The following is a 25,377-nucleotide window of genomic DNA, read 5'->3' on the forward strand; positions in this document are numbered from 1 at the left end:
CGTCGCAGACGCTTGGCGGTCATTCGTCTTCCACCGGCTCGGGCTCACCCTGATCGTCCGGCTCGAGCGGATCTTCGTCCTCGCGCAGAGGCCCGTCGAAGGGCAATGGCACCTGAAAGCCCGGCGGCAACTGGCTGGAGAGGAGCCCTGCCCCCTTGAGTTCCTCAAGCCCCGGCAGGTCCGACAGGCTCTCCAGCCCGAAGTGATCGAGAAACGTATCGGTGGTGCCATAGGTGACCGGGCGGCCCGGCGTCCGGCGGCGCCCGCGCATGCGGATCCAGCCGGTCTGCATCAGGATATCAAAGGTAGCGCCGCCGCTTTGCACACCGCGCACTTCCTCAACCTCGGCGCGCGTCGCGGGCTGGTGGTAGGCGATGATCGCCAGCACTTCGAGCGCGGCGCGCGAAAGCTGGCGGCTCTCGGTTTCTTCGCGGCGGAGCATCAGAGCCAGGTCGGAGGCGGTGCGGAACGCCCACTTGTCGCCCCGGCGCACGAGATTGACGCCTCGCCCGCGGTAGCGCTCGACGAGACGTTCGAGCAGCAGCGGCACATCGGCACCCTCCCCCAGGTAAGGCGCGATGTCTTCGGGCGTCAGGGGCTCGGTGGAGGCAAACAGCAGGGCCTCCAGCACGCGCAGATTGCGCTCCGCCACTTCGGCCAAGCCATCCCCGAACGGCTCGTCAATCATGGCTTGCTGTCCCCGCCCTGCGGCCCATCAGTGCGGCGCCGCCGCATGAACAGCGGGCCGAAAGTCAGGGTCTGGCGCAGCTCTATCTGACCCTGCCGGGCCAGTTCAAGGCTGGAGGCAAAACTGGATGCCGTGGCGGTGCGGCGCTCTTCGGGCGTGTTCAGATACTGATCCAGATAGGTGGCAAGCGGCACCCAATCGGCGCTCTCGCCGATCAGCCGGGTCAGGATCTCTCGCGCTTCCTGCAGCGACCAGACCGAGCGGACGAACAGCTGGTAATCAGCCGGAACATTGGCCTCGCGCTGCGTCGCATAGGCCTTGAGCAAGTCGTAGAGCGTTGCTTCCCACAGGTTGCGCCGGTGCACCATCACGGGCTCCGGCTGGCCGCGCGCATGCACCTCGCGCTTCAGGCGCGGCAGGTTGACCAGTTGCATCGCCGCCTTGCGCATGGCTTCGAGCCGCTTCAGCCGGAACTGCAGCAGCATGGCCATCATCTCCCCGCTCGGCTCCTCGTCGGAGGGGGCGCTGGGGACCATCAGGCGACTTTTGAGGTAGGCGAGCCAAGCGGCCATGACGAGGTAGTCGGCCGCGATCTCGAGGCGCTTCTCGCGCACGGTCTCGATGAAGCTCAGATATTGCTCGGCCAGCGCCAGTACCGAGATGCGGGTCAAGTCGACCTTCTGGCGGCGTGCCAGATCGAGCAGCAGGTCGAGCGGGCCTTCGTAGCCGGCGACGTCGACATACATGATCTCGTCGTCACGCGGCTTTTCCGGTGTCGCGAGCCAATCGGCCGAAGGATCGTTCATTGCTGCTCAGCCCGCCCAGTTGGGCGAACCTTGGCCCGTGACACTGAACGCGTCAAGCAAGCCGATGGCGCCTAAACGGCACCATCACCCCTTGATAGCCACGCAATCGACGCCCTGGGCCTTCATTGACGCACAGGTCTGCGTGGCCGTCTGGAACGACGCCGTCGGCAGCACAACGCGGTACCACGTGCCCTTGGCGCCGAGATTGACTTGCCGGATTTCGAGACCGGCGTCGTTGACCACATTGCCCAGGCGCTTCTGGGTGGCCCGCAGCGACGCCTGCGCATCGGCTTCCGTCGGCTGCGAAGACAGCTGCACATAAGAGCCGCCGCCACTCGATACGGGCGCAGCCGCCGCTGGTGCCGCGTCGGTAGCAGGCATCAGATCCACTGGTGCAGCAGGCGTCGCCACTGCCGCAACCTTGGCGTTGGAACCGCCGCCGAGCGTCGAGCGGTCCGCAGGACGCGCCATGGGAACCGGCGCGACGATATTGGGATTGATCACGGCGTTGGGGTTGGGCGTATAGGACGCCGACAACCCGTTAGCCGAAGCATCGGTAGTCGCTTGCGTGGCAGCTGCCGGGGTGTCGTTGGTCGGAACCGAGGCCAGCAGTTCGGACGGCTGGACATCGCCACCCGGCAGATCGGGTACGTTCGGCCGATCGACCGGCAGTTCTTCGTTGCCGGCAACCGCCTCGTCGCCGTTCACGATTGTACCGTCGGGACGAACGGTAACCGTGCGCACCTTGCGGTTCGCCAGTTCGCTCTCGCTGGATGTGTCGCCATCAGTGCCCACCGTGCGCGCCACGTCGGCGACCGGGGTATCGGTGGTGCTGTCGCGCGAGACGAGTTGTTCGTTCGGGTCAGCCTTGACCCCGTCCATCTCGTTGAAGACGACGGAGCCCTGCGTATCAGTGGTCGCGGTGGCGGGCGGCGTTTCCTTCACCGGCGTAGCGTCTGCCTTCAGCACGGGCGCTTCGCCATCGTTGCCGCGGCCCATGCCGATGACCCAGTAAAGGCCAAAACCAGCGGCGAGCAGCAAAGTACCGGCAACGGCCATGCCGACATACTGGCGCATGCCGCCAGCCATGAACGAGCGCTTTTCCGCTTTGGCGCGCGGGCGCTTATAGGGGCTCGGCTCAGCTGCAATGCGGCTGTCGGAGCGCAGTGTATCTGAACCGGAAGCGGCGGCGGCGGCAAGGATGGCCGACTCGCTGCTGGAGTTGCGCGGCTCAGCGTCCTTCAGCGAAGCCCTACGCGGGGCAAAGCCGGTGGTCAGGGGAGGCACGACAGGCGCGGCAGAAGCCGCGACTGGCGCAGGCATCTGAGGAGCGGCGCGCTCTGGGGAGGACAGCTCGACCCGAACCGCCTCACCAATCAGGCTCTCGATCTCTTCCATCGGGTCACGCTCGACCGGCGTATGCGGCGCGGTGGCGACAGCCTGCTGCATCGGGGCCCGTTCGGGCAGACGCGGCGGCGGGGCGGGCATCGGGCGTGCCGGAACCGGCGCCTGGCCGAGGGGACGTTGCGCTGCGGGTTGCGGAAGCGGGCGCGGCGCGGGCTGCGGCGGAATGGACGGACGTAGCGCGACCTGCTGCTGCGCAGGCGCCACCGGCTCATCGAACCCGGCATCCAGATCGGCGGAGATCAAATCGGCGATAGGGTCATCGCTGTGTTCGGCGGCGTGCTGCTCGACGGGCGGTGCAGACCCAAAGCCAAAATCGAAATTGAACGCGTCGCCTTCAGGCTGCTTTTTTGGCGAAGCGACGACAGGCTCGGCCGCGACCGGCGGGGCACTCGCAATCACAGGAGCGACGCGAACGGGTTCAGGTGCCTCTGGCTCGTAGCGCGGCTCCGATACGGGAGCAGGCTGCGGCGCAGCTTGCGTCACTGTGGCAGCGGGTGGCGCAAAGGACGGCGCCGGCGGAGCCGAGACGGACTCGATGGCAGCCGGTCGTGCTGCGGGACGCGGAACTTCGCGATCCTGCCAGTTGACCAGCGGCTCGGGCTTCATCGCACTTGCCGCCGGCAAGACACCAAAGTCGAATGCGGCGGGTTTGGCAGGCGCAGCCTCGGCAGGCGGCGCGACGGACGCAGCAGCGGACGGCATTGCCGGCGCGGGCGATGCAGGCACGGGCCGGTCCATGCCCGGAATACGCAATGCCGGAGGCGGTGTCATCGGTCGAGCGGCTGCCGGCTGTTGTGCAGCCGGAGCGACCGGCGCATCCATGCCGGGAATACGGATCCCGGCAGGCGGCGCAGTGCCCTCATCGAGCGTAACCAGCCGCGGTGCTGGCTTCGCATCGGGCTCGGCCCCACCGGCACCACTGGCCATCAACTTGGCCAGTTCTGCGATCAGGTCGTCGGATTTATCCTGGCCATCAGGCATCTGCTGCGGTCTCGCTGTCATGGAAAGCAGCGCCCTCCGGGTCCCCAATGCTCGCCTCGACCCCCGCCGAGCGTTGCTGGGTTATCGTCACACCAATGCGCCGGAATTATGAAAGCTCATCTGGTGCCGATACTCCAAGCAACGCCAAGCCATTGAGGAGGACCTGACGAACGGCGCCGACGAGGGCGAGTCGGGCCAATGTCAGCTTTGAATCATCGGCGTTAACAAATCGTAAGGCAACGTCATGACTGCCCTTGGCCCAGAAGCCATGGAAGGCGCCCGCCAACTCATAGAGGTAGAAGGCAATCCGGTGCGGCTCGTGGGCCAATGCAGCGGCAGCGACGATACGCGGCCACTGCGCAACAGCGCGGATGAGTTCCAGGTCTGCAGCAGAATCTAGACGCCCCACATCGGCGCCAGCGAGCGCTGCCACAGACACGTCCAGCCCAGGCATCTCCTTGGCAACATTGCGGAAAATCGACCAGGTCCGGGCGTGGGCGTACTGCACATAGAACACAGGATTGTCGCGGGTCTGCTCTTTGACCTGCGCGAAATCGAAGTCCATCGACGCGTCGTTCCTCCGGTAGAGCAGCATGAAGCGGACGGCATCGGGGCCGACTTCCTCAACCACATCGGCGAGCGTAACGAGGTCGCCGGAGCGTTTGCTCATCTTGAACGGCTCGCCATTTTTCATCAGCCGGACGAGCTGACAAATGCGCACGTCGATCTCGGCTTCGCCCAGCGAAACCGCCTTCACCGCCGCCTCAAGCCGCTTCACATAGCCCGAATGGTCGGCGCCGAGCACGTTGACCATGTGCTTGAAGCCGCGCAGGTACTTGTTCCGGTGGTACGCGATATCAGCGGCGAAATAGGTATAGCTGCCGTCGGATTTGACCAGCGGCCGATCGACGTCATCGCCGTAATTGGTGGCGCGGAACAGGGTCTGCTCGCGGTCTTCCCAGTCCTCGGGCGTCTTGCCCTTGGGGGGCTCGAGCCGGCCTTCGTAGATCATGCCCTCGTCGCGCAGCCACTGCAGCGTGAGGTCGATATCGCCCCCCTGCCCGTGCAGCGTCTTTTCCGAAAAGAACACGTCATGATGGATGTTGAGCTTGGCGAGATCGGCCTTGATCAGTTCCAGCATGGCCTTCAGCACCCGATCCTTGACGATCGGAATGACTTCGCTGTCGGGCTTCCCAATGAGGCTCGGGCCGAATTCGGCCGCCAACGCCTGGCCGACCGGGATCAGATAGTCGCCGGGATAAAAGCCCGACGGGATATCGATGGTCTCGCCCAGCGCCTCGCGATAGCGCAGCACGGTGGAGCGGGCGAGCGTCTCGATCTGGCTGCCCGCGTCGTTGATGTAGTACTCGCGCGTTACATCGTAGCCCGAATAGGCCATGAGCGAGGCCAGCGCGTCGCCAAACACCGCACCGCGGGTATGGCCCACATGCATCGGGCCGGTCGGGTTCGCCGAGACGTACTCGACATTGACCTTCTCACCGCCACCGACATTGGTGCGGCCGAAATCGGCGCCGAGCGTCGCGACAGACTGCAGCGCCTTATGCCAGATCGGGGCGTTCAGCCGGAAATTGATGAAGCCGGGGCCGGCGACCTCAATCAGCGCCACATCGGCGTCGGACTTGAAGTGCTCGACCAGCGCCGTTGCCACCTCGCGCGGGTTCTTGCCCAGGGGTTTGGCGACGACCATCGCGGCGTTGGTCGACAGGTCGCCATGCCCGCTATCTCGCGGCGGTTCCACCACAATGCGCGACAGGGCTTCACCCGACAGATCGGGGTAAAGCGCCTTGAGGGCGTCGGCGACACGGGTGTGGAAAAGCGCGAAGACGTTCATATCAGTCCCTGATGGCCCGAATTGGCCGGTTTTTGGGGGGACGTGTGCCCTACCCCAACTGCGCCGGGGCGTCAAACAGTCGGGCGTGCTGCTCGAGAGCGTAGGGGTCGGTCATGCCGGCGATGAAATCGGCAACGAGCCGCGCCTTGGTGCCCACCCAGGGCGCTGCACGGGCGGACTCGCCCCACCGGCCTGGCATGTCCGCATGGGCAAGATAGTGGTCGAAGAGTTCGCTGACGACGATCTGGCTGCGCCGCACCGGCTCCATCACCGCCTCGCTGCGATAGACACGCTCGAACATGAAGCGCTTCAGCGCCTCCTCGGCGGCTGCGACGGGAGGCGAAAAGCGGATCAGCGTTGCACCGGCATGGCGGACATCGTCGGCGCTCTGCGGGTTGGCGGCGCGGATGGCGAGCGTACTCTCGGCGATCACATCCTCGATCATCATGGTGATCAGCCCGCGCTGCACTTCATGCGCCTGCCGATTGGGCTCGATGTCGGGCCAGCGTGCCAGAACGCGCTGGACGATGGGGCCGACCAGCGGCACGTCGGCAAGTTCACGGATGCTGAGCAGCCCAGCGCGCAGGGCATCATCAATGTCGTGGGCGTTATAGGCAATGTCATCGGCAATCGCCGCGCACTGCGCCTCAAGGCTGGCGAAGGTCGCAAGCTGCAGGTCCTCGCTGGCCGGAATCTCGTCGATCCCTGCCGGCAGTCCCTCCTTGAGGTAGCGGCCAACCGGCCGATCGTCGGCGTCGAGCAGCGGACCATTGTGCTTGAGGATGCCTTCGAGCGCCTCCCAGCTGAGGTTCAGCCCATCATGCTCGGCATAGCGGTTCTCAAGCCGGGTGACGACGCGGATCGCCTGCATGTTGTGGTCGAACCCGCCCCACTCGGCCATCTTTTCGTGGAGCACGCGCTCGCCGGCATGGCCGAACGGCGTGTGGCCGAGGTCGTGCGCCAGCGCCACCGCCTCGGCGAGGTCCTCATCAAGCCGCAGCGCGCGGGCGATGGAGCGGGCCATCTGGCTCACTTCCAGCGTGTGCGTCAGCCGGGTGCGATAGTGCTGGCCCTCGTGATGCAGAAACACTTGCGTCTTGTACTGCAGACGCCGGAAAGCCGTGGAATGGATGATGCGGTCACGGTCGCGCTGAAACTCCGAGCGCGTCGGACTGGCGCCGGTGTCGAAGAGCCGGCCACGGCTCAGCGCGGGATCGGAGGCATAGGGCGCGCGGTCAACCATCAGGCGGCCAAAATCCTTTTCACGTCCAAAAATCCTTTTCGCACCCCAGCCCTTTTCATCGTCACAATACGATATTAGGTTTATGGGTGTCGGCACCGGCTCGAACGGCGCCTGAAAGGCAATTCATGACTGACGCTGCTGTAGCATCCAATGATGTCGTTTTGACAGACCGCGCGGCGCGCAAGATCGCCCGTATCCTCGCCAAGCAGGGCGAAGGCACGGTGCTGCGCATCGTTGTGGCGGGCGGCGGCTGTTCGGGCTTCCAGTACGAATACAAGCTCGTCAAGGAAGTGCCAGCCAACGACGACCTCGTGCTCTCCAAGGAGAACGCGACGGTGCTGATCGATTCGCTCAGCCTTGAATTCATGGGCGGCGCAGAAATCGACTATGTCGATGACCTGATCGGGCAGAGTTTCCAGATCCGCAATCCCAACGCGGTGGCGTCTTGCGGCTGCGGCACCAGCTTTGCCGTCGCAAGCTGATTGATCTTCAACAGATAGCATCCTAACTTTCTCCCAAAGGGAGAGAGTCATGGGACTACAACAAACCGTCGACGCGGCGATTGAAGCTGCGCTCGTCAACCGAATCGTGGGCTGTGTCGTGCTGGTGAACCAGAACGGCAAGGAGATCTACGCCAGCACAGCGGGGCTCGCGGACCGCGAAGCCAACCGAAAACTTGAGCGCAATGCCATCTGGCGACTCGCCTCGGTGACCAAGCCAATCGTCGCCACGGCGGCGCTCAGGATGATGGAAGAGGGTCTGCTCCAGCTCGATGACCCGGTGAGCAAGTACCTGCCTTATTTCACCCCGCCGAGCCCGGATGGCGTCGTTCGCCCGATCACGTTGCGGCACCTGTTCGCGCACATTTCGGGGCTTTCCTACGAGACCGTCCCAGCCGACGTGTCCCCCGGCATGTCCGGGCCGTTCATTCCGCTGGACGAGAATCTCCGGCGCCTCGCCAAAGCGCCGCTGGTGTTTGCGCCCGGCACCGGCTGGACCTATGGCACGAGCATCGACGTGCTGGGTGGCGTGGTCGCGGCCATCAACAAGTCGACGCTGGAAGCTGCTGTCGCCAAGTATGTCAGTGGTCCACTGGGCATGGTCGATTGGCGCTTCACCCCGACGGACGCGGCGCGCGTGACCGCGAACTACGCCAACGGCAATCCGCCGATTGCGCCCGTGGTCCCGCCCGCCCGCATCACCGAAGAGAATCTCCAGGGCACGAACTTCCATGTCGACCGGATCTTCCGCGCCGATGCGACGCAATCTGGTGGCGGCGGCTCGTGTGGAACGGCCGACGACGTCATGAAGATGCTGGAGGTCTATAACGGCAGCGGCACGCTGCTGAAGCCGACGACGATTGCCGAGGCTCTGAAGAACCAGATCGGTACCCTGCCGCGACGCGCGGACGATGCCGGAAAGCGCTTCAGCCTGATCGGCGCCGTCATTGATGACCCGAAGGCGGCAAAGAGCCCATGCCCAGTTGGTACCGTCGATTGGGGCGGCGCCTGGGGACACAACTGGATTATCGATCCTACCAACCGGCTCACCGTGCTGGTCTGCTCCAACACGGCGCCCGAAGGCTGCAACGGGCCGTTCCGCGACGAAGTCCGCGACGCGGTTTATGCGGGGCTCGGCCTCAGCTAAGCTACGGCTACAAAGGGAGTCTCTGCATGCGCATCGCGACGTGGAACATCAACGGCATCAAGGCGCGGCAGGGACTTCTTCTCAAATGGCTTGAAGAAGTCGCGCCCGACATCGTCTGCCTCCAGGAAATCAAGACGGTGGACGAAGGCTTCCCGCGTCTCGAGATCGAGGCGCTGGGCTACAATATCGAAACGCACGGCCAAAAGAGCTGGAACGGCGTCGCGATCCTCTCCAAGCACCGCTTCGACGAGGTCAATCGAGGCCTCCCGGGCGACGACACAGACGAGCAGTCGCGGTTGATCGAGGGCGTGTTCTCGGTTGAAGGCGGCGCCATCCGCGTCTGCTGCATTTATCTGCCCAACGGCAATCCGGTCGATACCGAGAAGTTCCCCTACAAGCTGGGCTGGATGGATCGGCTCAATCGCTACGTCGAGGGCCGGCTGAAGCTTGAGGAGCCCTTCATCCTGCTAGGCGATTTCAACATCATCCCCGCCGCCATCGATGCCAAGACGCCCGACAAATGGGTTGGCGACGCGCTCTACCGGCCCGAAAGCGCTGCGCGCTGGCGGACGCTGAAGAACCTCGGCATGACCGATGCGCTGCGGGCCGTCACCGATGAGCCGTCCTATACGTTCTGGGACTTCCAGGAGGGCGCCTGGCGCCGTGACGATGGCATCCGCATCGACCACCTGATGCTGTCCCCGCAGGCAGCAGACCGGCTGATCGACGTCACCGTGCACAAGGACGTCCGCGGCTGGGACAAGCCCTCCGACCACGTGCCGGTCGAGGGCGAGTTCGCGTTCTAGGCGGAGGCGGCCAAGGCTGCCTTGCGCTGGGAGAGCGACGCGGCGACTTGCATGCCGGGCTTTTCGATGAAGCGGTAGCTGACGGTGGAGAGCAGGAAGGCGATGGCGATCGTTGCTCCATAGTTCAGCGCGAGTTGCAGCATCGGTGGGATCTCCAGCTGCCGTGTAAGGGCCCAGACCAGCCCGATCACCACGAAATGCCACAGATAGAGGCTGAAGCTGACCGTTCCCAGCGCGCGCAGCACGCGGGTGGTCAGCAGCGAGGTTGCCGAAACAGCACCTCCGATGACCAATCCGAAAAGCAGGAAATCGGCTACGAGGTTCGATCGCAGCCAGGCGATATCCTCGCAGCCGACGGCGACCAGCCCCACAATGCTCAAGATCATCAACGCCGGGCCCGCATAGTCTGGCAGCCTGAGTGAGGCACGGCTTTCCAGCACCCAGTAGCCGACGATACCGAGAAGGAACGCCGGGGCATTGGCGAAAAAGCCAAACTCGGCGAAATCATCGACGAGTTCTCTGTGGGGCACCTGCGAAAAGACCGCGTGGATCACAGGTGGGAACAGGATGGCCGCCACAACTCCTATCACCAGGAGGAACAGCGACCGGTGAAGGTTGGTGGCGAACATCAAGGTCAACGGCAGCAAGGCATAGAAAATGACCTCGGACGCAACGCTCCAGCCGCCGGGCACGACGCTGTTGATGCTGGTCAGCGAGAAGCCGTGCAGCATCAGGAAGGTCAGCGAGATATCGAGCGGGCTGATCCCGTCAGGCGCAAACCGCGATGGGCCGGTGCCGCCAAGGATCAGGTAAAATACGGCTGCGAGGTAGAACATCGGCGCAATGCGCAGCAACCGCCGCAGGGCGTATCGCCGGAGGTCCGTCGGACGCCGCCGCAACGACGCCGTCAGCGTCAGGGCGCTGACCATGAAAAACAGCTGTACGCCGCGAAAACCATAATTGGTGAAGTTAGCGAGCACTGACGGAACGGCTGACGAATAGAGCTGGCCGACATGGATCAGCACCACGCCAAGAATGGCGAAGCCACGCAGGCCGTCGAGATAATCTGATCGTTCCGACGCCACTTCGAGCCACCACTGCCTTCTGTCCGCCGACTATGACGAACACAGGTCGTCGCGACAAACGGAATGCCCGGTCGTGCTTTAGCGAACGTTGCTGATGCTGTTTTTGACGGTATCATGCCGGGTCTTCAGAACCGTCGCGCTGTCCAGATCGGCGCTGCTCAGATCTGCAACCTGGGTGGTCTCGGACGGTTTGGCTGTCAGTTGCGCCACCATCTGCTGCGCCTTGCCCAGGGCATCGAATGTGATCTCACGGATGTTGGCCGGAGTGAACACGATGACAGCAAGGGCAAGCAGGATGGGCAAACGCATGACAACCTCCACAGGGTTCGTCATATGCCTAGCGCGGTGTGGCTGAACCCGATCTGAATTGCTCAGTCAGGAACGAGGTGACGGAGGGGCTGGTTCCCCACCGTGATCACATGGTGTCAAAACCGGCGGATGGGCAGCCTAGTTCAAGCCGCCGAACTTGGTGCCGAGAGAATCTGCCAAGGCCGTCGCCTTCTGGCGATCGTCTGCCGTGGCGAGCGACATGGCGCTGTTCAGCAGTTCATCGATCCAGGCCTCGTCCGCAGTGCCGACGGCGCGGCGCGACGCGACAGTGAGCCACATCAGGCCTTCAACGCGGTCGGGGCCGAGCCCTTCGCCGTTGAACAGCATGCTGCCGAGCTTGGCCTGCGCGCCGGCATGCCCCTTGCGGGCGGCGAGGTTGAGCCAGCGGGCGCTCTGCAGCGGGTTGTCGCCCAGTTCCTTGTCGTCGAGATAGAGCTCGCCGACCTTATACTGCGCGTCCGCGTCGCCGAAATACGAAGCGGCGTGCATGATCAGCTTGTTGGAATAGGCTTCATTCTTCTGGATGCCGGCTTCCGGCAGGCCCGTGCGGTAGTACTCGCCGACCTTGAGGAACGACTGCGCCACGATATCGGCTTCAACGCCCTTGGGGGCGGCATCGGCATGCTCGTCGGCGATCTGGCTGAAATACCCAAAAGCCTTGACCGGATCCTTGGCGACGCCTTCGCCGCTCTCATACATCAGGCCGAGCTGGTAAAGCGCCATGGGCTGGCCGGCCAGTGCGGCGTCTTCGAGCGCCGTAACGAGATCAGTGCTCGAGATGCCGCCACCGGCGCCATCAAGCGAGTTGGCCATCTGCAGTGCGGCATCAGCCGCGGTCTGCGGTTCAGCCGGCAAAGACGGCAGGACGCCGCTTGCCTGTGCGTTGGCCGGGATGGCTGTACCCGCAACAGCGAGTACAGCCCAGAACGCAACGGCTACAATGGACGACGCCCGGGCATTGGCCCTAGATGTCCGCATACTGCTCCTTTTCGCCCTTGGCTCCCGGGTTGGTCAGCGCGCCGTAACGCGCCGGACCCACGAGCTGGGCATACTTCCAGATAGCGCCAGAGCCGAATTCGGTCTCGCGCGGCTTCCAGTCGGTCTTCCGCCTGGCAAATTCTTCGTCCGACACGTTGACCGAGATCTCGCCGGTCGTGGCGTCGAGGGTGATGATGTCGCCGTCCTTGATGTGGGCGATCGGGCCGCCGATGGCTGCTTCGGGGCCAACGTGACCCACACAGAAGCCGCGGGTAGCGCCGGAGAAGCGCCCATCGGTGATCAGAGCAACCTTGTCGCCCATGCCCTGGCCGTAGAGCGCCGCCGTGGTGGACAGCATCTCGCGCATGCCGGGGCCGCCCTTGGGGCCTTCGTAGCGGATGACGAGCACTTCGCCTTCCTTGTAGGTCTTGGCGTTGACGACTTCGAAGCACTTCTCTTCGGTATCGAACACACGCGCCGGGCCGACAAAACGCAAGTTCTTGAGGCCAGCAACCTTAACGATGGCGCCATCGGGCGCGAGATTGCCGCGCAGCGACACGACGCCGCCGGTGGGCGAGATCGGGTTCGAAGTCGGACGCACGACGTCCTGCTGGTCGTTCCAGCGGACCTTTTCGAGGTTCTCGGCAATGGTCTTGCCGGTCACAGTCATACAATCGCCGTGGAGGAAACCGCCGACGAGCAGCGCCTTCATCACCTGCGGGATACCGCCGGCTTCGAACATGTCCTTGGCGACGTATTTTCCGCCCGGCTTCAGGTCGCCGATATAGGGGGTCTTCTTGAAGATCTCGCCGACGTCGAACAGATCGAACTCGATACCGGCCTCATGTGCCATAGCCGGCAGATGCAGCGCGGCGTTGGTCGAGCCGCCGGTCGCGGCAACCACCATTGCAGCGTTCTCGAACGCCCTGCGGGTCACGATATCGCGCGGGCGAAGGTTCTGCTTGAGCAGTTCCATCACCTGTTCACCCGCCTGCGCACAGAGCGCATCGCGGATTTCGTAGGGTGCCGGGGCGCCGCACGAATAAGGCAGCGCGAGGCCGATGGCTTCGGCAACCATGGCCATGGTGTTGGCCGTATACTGGCCGCCGCACGAGCCGGCAGAGGGGCAGGCGACGCGCTCGAGCTCATCGAGCGTTTCGTCGTCCATCTTACCGACGGAATGGAGTCCCACGGCCTCGAAGAGGTCCTGCACCACCACATCGCGGCCACGGAAGCGGCCCGGGAGGATGGAGCCGCCGTAGATGAAGATCGACGGCACGTTGAGGCGGATCATCGCCATCATCATGCCGGGCAACGACTTGTCGCAGCCAGCCATGGCGACCAGTGCGTCATAGGAGTGGCCGCGCATGGTGAGCTCGACCGAGTCAGCGATCACGTCGCGGCTGGCGAGCGACGACTTCATGCCCTGGTGGCCCATGGCGATGCCGTCGGTGACGGTAATGGTGGTGAATTCGCGTGGCGTACCACGGGCAGCGGCGACGCCTTTCTTGACGGCCTGCGCCTGGCGCTGCAGCGATATATTGCACGGCGCGGCTTCGTTCCACGCGGTGGCCACGCCGATCAGCGGCTGGTGAATCTGCTCGCTGGTCAGGCCCATGGCGTAGAGGTACGAGCGGTGCGGTGCACGCTCGGGGCCCTCGGTCACATGCCGGCTGGGGAGACGCGATTTATCGACGTAGTTGCTATTCATGACCTCGTCCTGCTTGTCTGGCCGGAGCACTCCGGCGCCCCTCGAAGGCGCCGTTTATGATCTGCAGCCCGACAAGCCACAAGGGCAGAGAGCGCGTGATTGGTACTGTCGGAGCCAATATTTGCCCGGCCGTCCTGCGCTTTGCCCGTGGGTTCGTCCTCGGCTTCGTTTAGGGTCACAATGTGGCAATGGTCATCAGCAAATCGTTGATCGCCGATGGGGCTATCGGGATTCAATACTGCTGTTGCAAAAACGTCACGGACGATTCATCCGGCGTTCAGATTGGCGTCGGTTTACCACGACGCAGCCGGCCTAGAGCCACTTCCGCTTGCGCATGAACCAGACCATGCTGCTGCCTAGGGCGGCGAGCCCCAGCACCACGAACCAGAAGGCGTCGGGGTTCTGGGCGAACGGAATCCCAGCAACGTTCATCCCCAACAGACCCGACACAACCGTCATCGGCATGGCAATGACGGTGGCCGCCGTCAGCACCAGCATGGTGCGGTTCATCTGCTCAGCGCGGGTATCCAGAATCTGTTCATGAACCAGCACCGCCCGTTCAGATAGCGCCTGCAGTTCGTCGCCCAGTCGGGATGTTCGGGTCGCCGCCTCGCGCAATCGCACGCGATCACGGTTGGTGAGAAACGACAGCTCTTCGATTTCCAGCGTGTTGAGCACGTCGCGCTGCGGCCAGATCAGTCGGCGGAGGTTGATCAGAGTGCGGCGGAGGTGGGCGAGCTTGTGGGCGATGTCCCCACTGCGCGCCAGCATTAGCGATTCCTCGATGTCATCGAGACTGTCGCCCATCCGTTCGATCAGCGGTTCCATACGGTCCGCCGCGCGCAGCCCGAGCCGCGCCACAAGGTCAGCCGGTGAAATCGGCGCGTGGTGCGTCTGCTGCCACTGCGAGATGCCGAGGAACTCGACGATGTTGAGCTCCGACGCGATGATGACGCGGCCCTTTTCGAGCCACAGGCTCATGAGCTGGCGGCCAACATCCTCGGGCTCAGCTCCCGGCCGCGCCACGCGCAACACGGCGAGTGCCTTGTCCTCGAACACCGTGCAGCGGCTGCGGGTCGAGGGTACGGTGATCAGGTCGGCGTTGAAGTCGCCCAGTTGGTGCTTGAGCCAGACCTTGAATTCAGGCGCTCGCGAATTGCCTGAGACCAGGGCGAAGCCTTTGGCAGGCGTGACGAAATCCACCTCTTCGGCTTCGGTGAGCTTGCGCACGCCGCCGCGGCCGTCGAACTCGACGATGGTGAGCCAGTCCTTGACGGGGGCACGCTGGTTGCTCGCCCGGATTGCCTCGCCCATCGTCGTGGTGCCTTTCCCTAGCTCAGCCGTGCCAGTGCCTCAGCGAGACGGGCCCGGCGATCGAGCGCCTCGGCGCGACGCGCCCGCTGCTCTTCGATCACCTCGGGCTTGGCCTTGCTGACAAACTGCTCGTTGCCGAGCTTCTTGTCGATCTTGTCGACCTCATCATCGATCTTGGCGATGTCTTTGGTAAGACGGGCCCGTTCGGCGGCGAGATCAATCACGCCGGCCAGCGGCAGGGCGAAGGTCGCTTCGCCCAGCACCAACTGGGCAGAATCGGGCGGCACGTCGTCGACATAATCGACCGTTTCCAGCCGGGCCAACCGGGTCAGGGCAGCCAGTTGCGCCTCGAGCCGGGTACCGGTCTCGGCCCCTGCCCCGACCACCACAAGCCGGATCTTGGCGCCTGCCGGCACGTTCATTTCCTGGCGCACTGAACGGATGCCGGTGACGAGGCTCAGCAGCCAGTCCAGTTCTGCATCCGCCTCGGCGTCTTCGAGGCCCGCCAGGTCCGGCCATTCCGAGATAACGAGCAGCCGGTCGCGCGCCGGGCCGGTCTTGCCGGTCTCGGCCCACAGCTCTTCGGTGACGAAGGGCATGAACGGGTGCAGCAGCTTCAGGATCTGGTCGAGGACGAACGCTGCCGTCGCCTGCGTCTCGGCCTTCTCGGCCGCGTTCTCGCCGGTCATGACGGGTTTGGCGAGTTCCACATACCAGTCGCAGAACGTGCCCCAGACGAAGTCATAGGCGGCGTTGGCGGCTTCGTTGAACTTGTAGTCCTCGATCGCCTTGGTCACCGAAGCGACGGCGCGCGCCGTTGCGCCGACGATCCAGCGATTGAGCGCCAGGGTGTTGAGCTTGGGGTCAAACCCCTCGACGCGGCCGCAGCCGTTCATTTCGAGGAAGCGCGCGGCGTTCCAGAGCTTGGTGACGAAGTTGCGGTAGCCTTCGACGCGCGAAATGGCGAGCCGCATATCGCGGCCCTGGGCCGCCATTGCAGCGAGGGTGAAGCGCGTGGCGTCGGCGCCGTATTCGTCGATGAGCTTGAGCGGGTCGATGACGTTGCCCTTGGTCTTACTCATCTTCTGGCCCTTTTCGTCGCGGACCAGGGCGTGCATGTAGACTGTGTGGAAGGGCTCTGTGCCGGTGAATTCGAGACCCATCATCATCATCCGGGCGACCCAGAAAAAGATGATGTCGAACCCTGTGACCAGCACGTCGGTGGGGTAGTATTTGGCGAGTTCCGGCGTCTCGTGCGGCCAACCCATGGTCGAGAACGGCCACAGCGCCGAGGAGAACCAGGTGTCGAGCACGTCCTCATCGCGGTGCAACGGCACCTTGGAATCCGAATACTCGGCAAACGGGTCCTTCTGCTTGCGCACCGCCCAGGTCTCCGCGTTCAGCCGATCGCGCTGCGTGGTATCGAAGCCGTTGTAGGCCTTGATGTAGTCCACCGAGTTCAGCCCAGCGGTGAACACTTCGATCTGCCGGCCGTAATAGGCCTGCGCCTGCTTGACCGCCTCTGCCTCGCTGCCGGCAACAAAGAATTTCGGGCCAGCCGCGCCGTTGTTGAAATCGGGGTCGGTGTTGAGCCGCGGGCCATACCAGGCCGGGATCTGATGGCCCCACCAGAGCTGGCGCGAAATGCACCACGGCTTGATGTTCTCCATCCACGCGTAATAGGTGTTCTCGTAGCTCTTGGGGACGAACCTCGTCCGCCCCTCCCGCACCGAAGCGAGCGCCGGCTGGGCGAGTACTTCGGCATTCACGAACCACTGGTCGGTCAGGAACGGCTCGATGACGACCAGCTTGGTCTTTTCGTCATAGGGCACCATGATCTTCTTCTCGTCGATCCAGACGAGCACGCCCGAGGCTTCGAGTTCGGCCACGATCTTGTCGCGTGCCACGAACCGATCGAGCCCACGATAGGCCACTGGCACGGTATTGTTCAGCGTCGCGGTGCTGGTGAAGATGTTGATCGGCTTCAGGCCATGCCGCTGGCCGACTTCAAAGTCGTTGAAGTCGTGCGCCGGGGTGATCTTGACCGCGCCCGAGCCGAGTTCGGGGTCTGCATATTCGTCCGCAATGATCGGGATGCGGCGGCCCACCAGCGGCAGGATGACGTGCTTGCCGACCAGGTGCTTGTAGCGCTCGTCTTCCGGGTTCACTGCCACGGCGACGTCGCCCAGCATGGTCTCGGGCCGGGTGGTGGCAACCGTAATGGTCTCTGTGCTGCCCTCGATGGGGTAGCGCAGATGCCACATCTTGCCGTTGGTCTCGATGTTCTCGACTTCCAGATCGGAGATCGCAGTTTCGAGGCCGGGGTGCCAGTTCACCAGCCGCTTGGCCCGGTAGATCAGGCCCTTTTCGAACAGGGCCACAAACACCTTCTGCACGGCCTCGGAGAGGCCCGCATCCATGGTGAAGCGTTCGCGCGACCAATCAGCCGAGGCGCCCAGGCGCTTGAGCTGGTTGAGAATTGTGCCACCCGACTCGGCCTTCCATTCCCACACGCGCTCGAGGAATTTCTCACGGCCCATCTCACGACGGCCGGGCTGCTGGCGCTCCATCAGCTGGCGTTCGACGATCATCTGCGTCGCAATGCCGGCGTGGTCGGTGCCCGGCTGCCACAGCACATCCTTGCCGCGCATCCGCTCGAAGCGGATCATGATGTCTTGAATGGTGTTGTTGAGCGCGTGCCCGATATGGAGCGAGCCCGTCACGTTGGGTGGCGGGATGACTATGGAGAAGGTCTCAGCGCCGGGCTTGGCCCCTGCCCCGGCCTTGAAGGCTTCGGTGGCGACCCAGGCCTCATAGATGCGCTGTTCGACGGCGGCCGGTTCGTAAGTCTTCTCAAGCATTGTCGGATTCCAACAGAAGCGGCCCACCGTGCACGGGGTGGTGCTGGCGGGCCCTGAAACTTAGTGCACAGGTCTTAAGCAAAGGCGGATGGGGGAAGTCAACACAATCGCGCAGCGTCGTGTTGCGCGCGACCCGCCAGGCGAGGCAGGGGAACGTCACACGCCCCGGGCCGCAGACTTACAAATTAACGCCCGCCGCGCGAGACCCTGGCGATTTCGCTCTCGACCATCCGCTCGACGATTGAAGGCAGGTTCTCGTCCAGCCAGTCCTTGAGCATGGGGCGCATCATCTCACGGATCATGGCCTCGATGGTGACACCGGAACCAATTGTCGAGAGATTTGAAAGCCGGGCAAAGGTGCTGGCCACAGCTGACTGGGTGGTCGGCTCGAGCAGTTGCTCTGCCATATCGGAAGACAGATCCGGGTCGGGCATTGGAGCCGCCATCGATACCGGCGCTGCCGGCCGCGGCGTCGGCCGCTCCATCGGGCGCGGCGCCACAGGAACCGGCGCGGGCTCTGGCTCACTGTCAAAAGCAATATCGTCAGGATCAATCAACGAAGCCGACGACGACGAGTCGCCGAGCATCTGTTCAAAGCTGAGACCCGGCCCTGCACCATCCTCGGCGGCGGTATCGCGCAAAATTTGCTCCGACGAAAGCGCCAGCGGCTCTGGATCGGGATCCATCATCGGCGCAGGCTGCGACATCACGGGGCGCGGCGGCGGCGGCGCAAAGCTGCGCGCAACTGGAGCGGCAGCGGGAATCGGAGGCTTGCGCGGCGCGGCGCCTGCATCGTCATCGGCAATGATCTGCCGGATGGACGACAGGATTTCGTCCATCGAGGGTTCTTTTGGCGCCGGCTTGTTCATAACTGCCTCACATTGCCTGCCAGATACACGGCTGCAGGATCGGGACGAACTCGGTCCGCCGCCGAATCGCCTCAGACCAATGTAGTCCAACCCGTGGCGCTTTGTGAATCGGCGGTACACCACCACTAGCGTCATCAACAGGAGTTTTGCCGGCGAGGCGGGCCCCGCCGGCGGCTGCTGCCCGTCAGACCGTCAATCCGGCGCGATTGCGGAACACCGTCACCGCAAAGACGAGTGCTCCGAGTATGGTCAGCAGCGAGGCGATGATGGCCAGCACCTCACCCTGCCCGCTGATCGCCATCGCGATTCCTACGCCGAAGGTCGCGGCGCCCAGTGCAGAGAGCCAGAAGTGCACAAGGTCCAGCCGGGTCACCGCTGCCGCAGGTACCAGCTTGTAGTAAAAACCGTAGATGGTCATCGACACAAAGCCGATGAGGTTGTTGTGCGCATGGGCTGGCGCCAGATCGAAGTTCTGCGTCATCGACATCTGAATGCCCCAGGCCATGCCGACCAGCGCAAACAGCGAGGCCAACGCGACGAACCAGAATGGAAGTGCTTTCATTTATTCCCCCTCATGCCAGCGGCAGGAGCACCGCCGGCGCCAAACAATCGGGCCGCCACGCTGATGCATGACGGCCCGGATAAACTAACGGTCAGGCGAGGTGCCGTCCACGGACGGCGCGCGTCAGTCGTTGATGACGCGCAGCTCTGCCCAGACTTTTTCGACGCTTGAGATGTAGCCATCCGCCGACTTCACTTCCACATTGAGCTTCATGTCTTCGGCCGACAGGCGGCCGGAGGCAGCGAGCAGCGCGAAAGCGGCAATCATCTTGGTGGCGCGGGCGGTGATCAGCGTCTCGCGGGCCGAGGTCAGGTCCGCCTGGGCGTTCAGCACATCGAGCGTCGTCTTCTGGCCGACGTCGCGTTCCTGGATCGTGCCGTCGACCACCAACTGGTTGGAGGCAACGCTCGACTGCGCGGATTCGATCTGCGAGGTGGCGTTCTGCAGCGTGCTCCACGACGAGATCACCGACTCGCGGATTTCGTCACGGGTGGAGAGTGCATCGACCTCGCTCTTGACCTGCTCGAGGTTGGCCTTGCGAAGGCTGCCGCTCAGTGCCCCACCCGAATAGATCGGGATCGAGAGCTTCAGATTGACCGACCCGGTCATGCCGGTGACGGAATTGTCGTTGAAACAGCCGATGGCACAAAGCGAGCCAATCAGGTTGAGGGTGGGCCCAAAGGCCGCCTCGGCCGCATCGGAACCGGCCTGCGCCACGCGAATTGAGGCGCGCGCCGAAAGCAGCGCCGGATGATGGTCATCGGCCGAAGCAATGGCGCTGTCGATTGAGGTGGGGAGCAGCTTGCCGAAGGTGAATTCGCCGGTCAGGCCCTTGGGCTTGTGACCGACCCAGCGCTGGTAGCTCGCCTGGCTGGTCTGCAAGGATGCAATCGCCGACTTGTAAGAAGCCACCGCCTGCGCCTGGCGCGCCTGAGCCTGGCTCACATCAATCTTGGTGCCCTCGCCCAACCGCAGACGGTCAGACGCAGAGTTCACCTGAGCATCGAAGAAGGAGATATTCTCCTGGCGCAACTGCACCAGCTGCGTGTCGCGAATGACACCGAAATAGGCCTGCACCACCGAGAGCAGCACGTTCTGCTCGGCATTGCGCAGCGAGTACTTGCTGACCTCGGTCAGCGCCCGCGCTTGCTCGATCTGGGACTCGGTCTTGAAGTTGTCGAACAGCGTCTGGCTATAGCTCGCCCCAGCGCTGTAATTGTAGTCGGTGTGGAAGCCATCGCCGTAGGCAGCTTCGGAGCCCGGCCCAGCAGCGAAACTGCCGCCCACATCACCCGAAAGCGCGATGGTGGGCAATTTGCCCGATTTGGCAATGGCGATGCCTTCGGCTGTCGCTTTGACGCTCAACAGCGCCGACATGATGTTCGGATTGTTCTTGTAGGCGCTTGCAAGCGCCTCACGCAGCGTCTCTGCGTGCGCCGCAACCGGCAACATGCTCAAGGCAACAGCAATGGTGGCCGCCCGCACGACCCTTAGGGAATTCATAGTCAAAACCTCCGACAGCGCCCGAACTGTATGCCCGCCACATGGGGGGCACAACCGGATTGGGCAAGTCCTACCAAATATTAACGTTCGATTTCGCGGCGGAGTGATTCGCCGGCAACACTGTTAACCGCCGGTCAGTAGGCGGACGGCACGACACTTAAAAGACGAAAGCCTCGGACCGCGGCGCCAGTGCCAAAGGCGGCAGGCTGGCGTTGAACTCCGTACGCGCCGCCACATCAGCGCCGGAGCGGACGTAGACATGTGCCTCGGCGGTTGCTCCCTTGCGGATGAGAGCCACCAGCCGGCCGCCGTCACGCAGCGCGGCAAAATAGTGCGCCGGTGCGGTCTCCAGCGCCCCTTCAACAAGAATGACGTCGAACTGGCCCAACGCTGCGATGCTGGCGTCGAGCGCGGCGGTCACTACCTTTGCATTGGTGGCGCCGACAGCGGCGAGGTTGCGGCGCGCTGCCTCGGCGAGTGCCGGGTCGCTCTCAATGCCGGTCACTTCAGCGGCGAGTTGCGCCAGTACTGCGGTGGAGTATCCGGTGCCAATCGCCACGTCGAGAACGCGATCAGAGTGCTCGATCGCCGCCAGTTGCAGCAGCTTTGCGAACGGCGCCGGAGCGCCCAGAGCGCGACCAGCGGCAATAGGATGCACCGCGTCGGCATAGGCCAGATCCTGCTGCTCGGCCGACAGGAACGTCTCGCGCGGCACTGCGCCCATGGCAGCGAGCACGCGGCGGTCCGTGACATTGCTGGTGCGCAGTTGATTGTCGACCATGCGTCGACGGGCAGTCTCGAAGTCAGCCATGTCCGATCCTTGGATTGGGTTCAGGCCAGCTTGGTATCCCTGCCGGCCTCCACGTTCAAGCACGTGCAACGCCGCAGCGCGGCAAAACCGGTATGCCGAAATATCAATGCTGAAGGGAGCTTGGCTGAAGGGAGCTTGGAGGCCACGTCCGGAATCGAACCGGAATACACGGATTTGCAATCCGCTGCGTAACCACTCCGCCACGTGGCCTCACCGCGCGGGTTCTTATGACAGGGCAGCCGTTTACGCAAGCTGAACGCGTGGCCGTGGCGGAGAGCTTTTGCGCGGGGCACTTCCAACGGCCTGCTCGACGAACACGACTGTAGACGGGAGTAGGGAATCGCGGGCTTCCTAGCGCCAAGCTTCTGCTGTCCCGGACACCGACTTGAGCACCACCGATACATTGCCTCCTGCAGACCACGGCATTGCGCAGCCGGTTCTGGCCGGAATGCTTGCGGCGATGGTTGGCTATGCCAGTTCGTTTCCGCTGGTTCTTGCTGCGTTGGCAGCAGGGGGCGCCACGCCGGTTCAGGCGGGGACCGGGCTGCTGGTCACGACGGTTGCGGTGGCGCTGCTCAATCTGGCGGTGGCATGGCGTACGCGGCGGCCGCTGAGCTTTGCCTGGTCGACGCCCGGAGCCGCGTTCCTGATTACGGTCGGGGCGCCTACGGGCGGGTACCCTGTGCTGTGCGGGGCGCTGCTGACCACCGCGGCGCTGATCGTTCTGGCCGGACTTTCGAAGCATCTTGCCCGGGCGGTCGCCGCCATCCCGCCGGCCATCGCCAGCGCCATGCTGGCGGGCATCCTGCTGACACTTTGCCTCGCGCCGCTTCACGCGCTGCAGCAGGAACCGCTGCTGGCGCTGCCGATCATCGGTGTGTGGGCCATTATGCTCAAGCTGGCGCGGCGCTACGCTGTGCCGGCTGCGGTGGTTGTCACCATCGTGGTGCTCGCGGTGACTGCACACATCCCACCGGGCAGTTTCGACATGGCCCTGTCGCTGCCGGCCTTCGTTCTCCCCCAGTTCACGCTGGAGGCGACGATCCGCATTGCCCTGCCCCTCTTTATTATCACGATGGCGTCCCAAAACCTGCCGGGCTTGGCCGTGATGCAGGTGAATGGTTACAAGGTAAGCCCTGCCCCGCAGTTTCTACTCTCGGGCGCCGCCAGTGCGATCAGCGCTTTGCTGGGGGGTATCACCGTGAACCTCGCCGCCATTACGGCGGCGATTTGCGCCGGCCCCGAAGCGCATCCCAATCCGGCCCGTCGCTGGATCGCCTCGTTTGCCGCCGGCTGGACCTATCTGGTGCTGGCCGGGCTCGCGGGCTACGCGGCGGCGTTCGTCGCGGCATCCCCTCCCGTTCTGATCCAGACTGTGGCGGGCCTAGCACTCTTTGCCAGCCTGTCGGGCGCCCTTGCGCGGGCGCTGGCCGATGAAGCGGACCGGTTGCCGGCGATCCTCACCTTCGTTACCGCCGCGTCGGGTATCACGCTTCTTGGCATCGGCGCGGCGTTCTGGGCGCTGGTTGGCGGCATCGCAATGTGGTTTTTGCTCCGGCCGAGGGCGGCATGAGGCCGGTTGCGGCGGTCATTCTCGCAGGCGGGCGCGGCGAACGGCTGGGTGGGGCAATCAAATCAGAACTACGGGTCGGCGGAGAACGCCTGCTCGATCGGGCGCTTGCGGTCCTCGCCCAGTGCAGCCCGATTCTGGTGGCGCATGGGCGGCTCGATCCTGGGTTGCTCGCGCTTCCGCCAGGCGTGGAGCCAATCGCTGATTTGCAGGGAGACTATGCCGGGCCGCTGGCTGGCGTTGCGGCCGCCATCGACGCGTTGAAGCGTTGGGACAAGCCGCCCGCGCATCTCGTCGCAGTGGCTGTCGATTCCCCGCTGCTGCCCGCCGATTACGTGTCGCGGCTGCTGGAAGGGATCGGCGAGGCGGATGCCGCCATCGCCAGCTATGGCGGCCAGATCTACCCCACCAACAGCATCTGGCGGGTCGCGGCCTTTGCCGACCTCACAGATCGAATCGTCGCAGGCACGGCACCGCACAGCCTGAAGCGGCTGGCCTTTGAGGTCAGTGGCCGGGAGATCGCCTGGCCCCTGAGCGCGGATGGCGACCCGTTCGCCAACGTCAACACGCTTGAGGATCTGGCCGAACTCGAACTCCGCGCCGCACGACAAAACCCCAGCCGCCGGTGATCTTCGCAACAGGGGGAAATTCGGGCTTGGCAAAGGAAATCAAACCCGCTAAACGGGCGCTGCCTTTGCAAAGAGGCGACGTGTTCCGCGATAGCTCAGTTGGTAGAGCATTCGACTGTTAATCGAATGGTCCTTGGTTCGAGTCCAAGTCGCGGAGCCAAACTTCCCTTTTCGAACGACTTCGCGGCGTAGGCAGTTCCTGTGCCGGTGGCATCGCGCCTGAACCGTTCCAGCGGGCCAGTTGCCGCGCTCCCCCACTCTCCTCCCTCACCTAACCAGCCTTGCCCCTGCCATTCCGCTGCCGCCTGCAGGCGTCGGAGCAGTACAGGACCTCGTCCCAGACCTTGCTCCACTTCTTCCGCCAGGAGAATGACCGCTGGCAGACGGCGCAGATCTTCGTCGGTAGATCGGCTTTAGCGACGCGCTTGTTGGGCAACGGGATGTTCTCGCGATAGAGTGCATGTGAGGGCGCTGTGCACGCCTCCTCCTTATACGCACCACGACGCCAGCGGATCGGCACCGCGCCCCGCGGTCCTTACGAGCTCGACGCCACTACTTTCATATCAACTTTAATCACGTCGCCCGCCGTCACCCCCGCCTCGCGACGCACTGCGTTCTTCAGTGGCAGATAGTAAGTGCCGTCTTTGGGAAAGAGCGCGGTGGTGAAGCGCACGCCGTTCAGTTCCACCTCGACCGGGATCATGCCCCAGCCATAGCTCACCTGCCGAGCCACCTGCGCCACCCCTGCCGCCACCGTGGCGGGAAGCGGTGCGTAGAAGAACGGCGACGGTCCGCGCCAATAAATCACTTCAGTCTCGAAGCTGAGCCAATCCACGCTGACCTCGTTGCAACCGATCCAGTCGCTTGCCCCCTGCCGAAAACCCTTTCGGCAAAGGCCACGCCCGCCCCCTATCGTAGCCAGCCACTAAGGCGGCTGCTACGTAGTTAACGTTATCATCCACGAGGCGGAACGCTGACCCTGGCCCGGGGTACGGCACCGATCAGACCGAGTTCTTCGAGCGCGCGCTCAATCTGGGATAGCACGTAGGGCTTTTCGAAGTACCGCGCGCCCAGTGGCAGGTCGTCCAGCTCGACCGCTGCGCGACGGCCGGATACCGCGATAATCTCTATCGTTGGCCACCTGCCCCGCACCAGCCGGGCCAGCGCGGGCCCATCGAGGCTCCCAGGCGCATCATACTCGGCAAACACCACCGCAATGCCGGAGCGCCCCTCGAGATGGGCGATGGCTTCATCAGTAGTAAAGGCCACAAGTGCGTCAAAGCCTACGGCTTCGAACATTTGCACGGCACTCAACATGACCATGGGCTCGTCCTCAACGATGAGGGCGAGTGGCCGGCTGCTTCCGGTTGCTGTCAAAGATAAGACCCGTCATTTCACCCAGCGCTGCACAGACCGCAGCGCACAATTCGAGACAAAGGGAGTGCCCCTTCGACTCGGCCCATAGCGATCTTCAACACCAAGCACGGCAAAACAGCGGCCGGTCCCGGCTCATCTCGCCATTCCGTGCGCGACGTGGCCCGAAATCGCTTAACGAATCCCGGTGGCAGCTACGTGCCTTTCGTTAAAGACTCGTACAAATTAACCAAACCCTTGCTGCATCAGCACTTCCTGGCCCCGGTGAGCGCCGTGGCGCGGGGCTGACACGGGCCTGTCATCTCGTCGTCATCCGGCTCGGGTCGTTGCAAAACATGCTCAAGATTTAA

The 25,377-nt window shown here is 63.9% G+C and carries 23 protein-coding genes and 2 tRNA genes; 6 read left to right on the top strand and 19 right to left on the bottom strand.

Annotated elements, in window-relative coordinates; genetic code table 11:
• Positions 1-19: 19 nt before the first annotated feature.
• The 5 genes from scpB to ACO06J_RS07765 all read right to left on the bottom strand — a co-directional run bounded on the left by scpB (position 20) and on the right by ACO06J_RS07765 (position 6,977).
• Positions 20-688 carry an SMC-Scp complex subunit ScpB gene (gene scpB, locus ACO06J_RS07745; protein ID WP_421760127.1) on the bottom strand — a complete coding sequence of 223 codons (669 nt, stop codon included), beginning with the start codon at positions 686-688 and terminating at the stop codon, positions 20-22.
• Entirely contained in the window at positions 685-1,494 is an 810-nt protein-coding gene (locus ACO06J_RS07750; RefSeq protein ID WP_421760128.1) for a segregation and condensation protein A, read from the bottom strand. The genes scpB and ACO06J_RS07750 overlap by 4 nt, the downstream gene beginning before the upstream one ends.
• Positions 1,495-1,578: 84 nt before the next feature.
• The gene (locus ACO06J_RS07755) at positions 1,579-3,903 is read right to left on the bottom strand and encodes an SPOR domain-containing protein (protein ID WP_421760130.1); all 2,325 of its coding nucleotides are present in this window, start codon (positions 3,901-3,903) and stop codon (positions 1,579-1,581) included.
• An 85-nt stretch (positions 3,904-3,988) separates the two neighbouring features.
• The gene (gene argS / locus ACO06J_RS07760; protein WP_421760131.1) at positions 3,989-5,734 is read right to left on the bottom strand and encodes an arginine--tRNA ligase; all 1,746 of its coding nucleotides are present in this window, start codon (positions 5,732-5,734) and stop codon (positions 3,989-3,991) included.
• 49 nt (positions 5,735-5,783) lie between these two features.
• Positions 5,784-6,977, bottom strand: coding sequence for a deoxyguanosinetriphosphate triphosphohydrolase (locus ACO06J_RS07765; protein WP_421760132.1), 1,194 nt, complete (start codon positions 6,975-6,977; stop codon positions 5,784-5,786).
• Between the two features lie 125 nt (positions 6,978-7,102).
• Here ACO06J_RS07765 and erpA point away from each other — a divergent pair, with 125 nt between their 5' ends.
• Genes erpA through xth form a run of 3 tightly spaced genes read left to right on the top strand, consistent with a single transcriptional unit; the run spans position 7,103 to position 9,430 of the window.
• Positions 7,103-7,459, top strand: a complete 357-nt coding sequence (erpA, locus tag ACO06J_RS07770; protein ID WP_421760133.1) for an iron-sulfur cluster insertion protein ErpA — start codon at positions 7,103-7,105, stop codon at positions 7,457-7,459.
• Between the two features lie 49 nt (positions 7,460-7,508).
• Positions 7,509-8,624, top strand: a complete 1,116-nt coding sequence (locus ACO06J_RS07775; protein ID WP_421760134.1) for a serine hydrolase domain-containing protein — start codon at positions 7,509-7,511, stop codon at positions 8,622-8,624.
• A 26-nt stretch (positions 8,625-8,650) separates the two neighbouring features.
• On the top strand, positions 8,651-9,430 hold the full coding sequence (xth, locus tag ACO06J_RS07780; RefSeq protein WP_421760135.1) for an exodeoxyribonuclease III: 780 nt from the start codon (positions 8,651-8,653) through the stop codon (positions 9,428-9,430).
• On the opposite strand, the gene ACO06J_RS07785 is transcribed toward xth, so the two are convergent.
• The 11 genes from ACO06J_RS07785 to ACO06J_RS07835 form a co-directional block, all read right to left on the bottom strand.
• On the bottom strand, positions 9,427-10,515 hold the full coding sequence (locus ACO06J_RS07785) for an acyltransferase family protein (protein WP_421760136.1): 1,089 nt from the start codon (positions 10,513-10,515) through the stop codon (positions 9,427-9,429). The two genes, xth and ACO06J_RS07785, sit on opposite strands and share 4 nt — an antisense overlap.
• Before the next feature lie 78 nt (positions 10,516-10,593).
• Positions 10,594-10,824, bottom strand: a complete 231-nt coding sequence (locus ACO06J_RS07790) for a hypothetical protein (protein WP_421760137.1) — start codon at positions 10,822-10,824, stop codon at positions 10,594-10,596.
• Positions 10,825-10,962: 138 nt separating this feature from the next.
• Entirely contained in the window at positions 10,963-11,823 is an 861-nt protein-coding gene (locus tag ACO06J_RS07795) for a tetratricopeptide repeat protein (RefSeq protein WP_421760138.1), read from the bottom strand.
• Positions 11,810-13,534 (bottom strand): dihydroxy-acid dehydratase, encoded by a 1,725-nt coding sequence (gene ilvD / locus ACO06J_RS07800; protein WP_421760139.1) that lies wholly within the window; start codon positions 13,532-13,534, stop codon positions 11,810-11,812. The genes ACO06J_RS07795 and ilvD overlap by 14 nt, the downstream gene beginning before the upstream one ends.
• Positions 13,535-13,846: 312 nt before the next feature.
• On the bottom strand, positions 13,847-14,848 hold the full coding sequence (locus ACO06J_RS07805; RefSeq protein ID WP_421760140.1) for a CorA family divalent cation transporter: 1,002 nt from the start codon (positions 14,846-14,848) through the stop codon (positions 13,847-13,849).
• A gap of 17 nt (positions 14,849-14,865) precedes the next feature.
• A complete protein-coding gene (locus ACO06J_RS07810; RefSeq protein ID WP_421760141.1) occupies positions 14,866-17,709 on the bottom strand; it encodes a valine--tRNA ligase in 2,844 nt (947 codons plus the stop codon).
• Between the two features lie 185 nt (positions 17,710-17,894).
• Positions 17,895-18,548 carry a PopZ family protein gene (locus ACO06J_RS07815; RefSeq protein ID WP_421760142.1) on the bottom strand — a complete coding sequence of 218 codons (654 nt, stop codon included), beginning with the start codon at positions 18,546-18,548 and terminating at the stop codon, positions 17,895-17,897.
• Positions 18,549-18,762: 214 nt separating this feature from the next.
• Positions 18,763-19,140, bottom strand: a complete 378-nt coding sequence (locus tag ACO06J_RS07820; protein ID WP_421760143.1) for a hypothetical protein — start codon at positions 19,138-19,140, stop codon at positions 18,763-18,765.
• A 123-nt stretch (positions 19,141-19,263) separates the two neighbouring features.
• Positions 19,264-20,643, bottom strand: coding sequence for a TolC family outer membrane protein (locus ACO06J_RS07825; protein ID WP_421760144.1), 1,380 nt, complete (start codon positions 20,641-20,643; stop codon positions 19,264-19,266).
• A 157-nt stretch (positions 20,644-20,800) separates the two neighbouring features.
• On the bottom strand, positions 20,801-21,454 hold the full coding sequence (locus tag ACO06J_RS07830) for a protein-L-isoaspartate O-methyltransferase family protein (RefSeq protein WP_421760145.1): 654 nt from the start codon (positions 21,452-21,454) through the stop codon (positions 20,801-20,803).
• A gap of 136 nt (positions 21,455-21,590) precedes the next feature.
• Positions 21,591-21,664: transfer RNA gene (locus ACO06J_RS07835), tRNA-Cys, on the bottom strand.
• A gap of 175 nt (positions 21,665-21,839) precedes the next feature.
• Here ACO06J_RS07835 and ACO06J_RS07840 point away from each other — a divergent pair.
• From ACO06J_RS07840 to ACO06J_RS07850, 3 genes are all read left to right on the top strand, one after another.
• On the top strand, positions 21,840-23,027 hold the full coding sequence (locus ACO06J_RS07840; protein ID WP_421760146.1) for a benzoate/H(+) symporter BenE family transporter: 1,188 nt from the start codon (positions 21,840-21,842) through the stop codon (positions 23,025-23,027).
• Entirely contained in the window at positions 23,024-23,653 is a 630-nt protein-coding gene (mobA, locus tag ACO06J_RS07845) for a molybdenum cofactor guanylyltransferase (RefSeq protein ID WP_421760147.1), read from the top strand. Before ACO06J_RS07840 ends, mobA begins: the two co-directional genes overlap by 4 nt.
• 84 nt (positions 23,654-23,737) lie before the next feature.
• Positions 23,738-23,813, top strand: a tRNA-Asn gene (locus ACO06J_RS07850).
• Between the two features lie 111 nt (positions 23,814-23,924).
• Here the strand turns inward: ACO06J_RS07850 and ACO06J_RS07855 are convergent.
• The 3 genes from ACO06J_RS07855 to ACO06J_RS07865 all read right to left on the bottom strand — a co-directional run bounded on the left by ACO06J_RS07855 (position 23,925) and on the right by ACO06J_RS07865 (position 25,030).
• The gene (locus tag ACO06J_RS07855; protein WP_421760148.1) at positions 23,925-24,173 is read right to left on the bottom strand and encodes a DUF2256 domain-containing protein; all 249 of its coding nucleotides are present in this window, start codon (positions 24,171-24,173) and stop codon (positions 23,925-23,927) included.
• 15 nt (positions 24,174-24,188) lie between these two features.
• On the bottom strand, positions 24,189-24,488 hold the full coding sequence (locus ACO06J_RS07860; protein ID WP_421760149.1) for a DUF1905 domain-containing protein: 300 nt from the start codon (positions 24,486-24,488) through the stop codon (positions 24,189-24,191).
• 119 nt (positions 24,489-24,607) lie between these two features.
• The gene (locus ACO06J_RS07865) at positions 24,608-25,030 is read right to left on the bottom strand and encodes a response regulator (protein WP_421760150.1); all 423 of its coding nucleotides are present in this window, start codon (positions 25,028-25,030) and stop codon (positions 24,608-24,610) included.
• Between the last annotated feature and the right edge of the window lie 347 nt (positions 25,031-25,377).

This window comes from Devosia sp., assembly GCF_965229025.1.
In the GTDB taxonomy this organism is placed as follows: Bacteria; Pseudomonadota; Alphaproteobacteria; order Rhizobiales; family Devosiaceae; genus Devosia_A.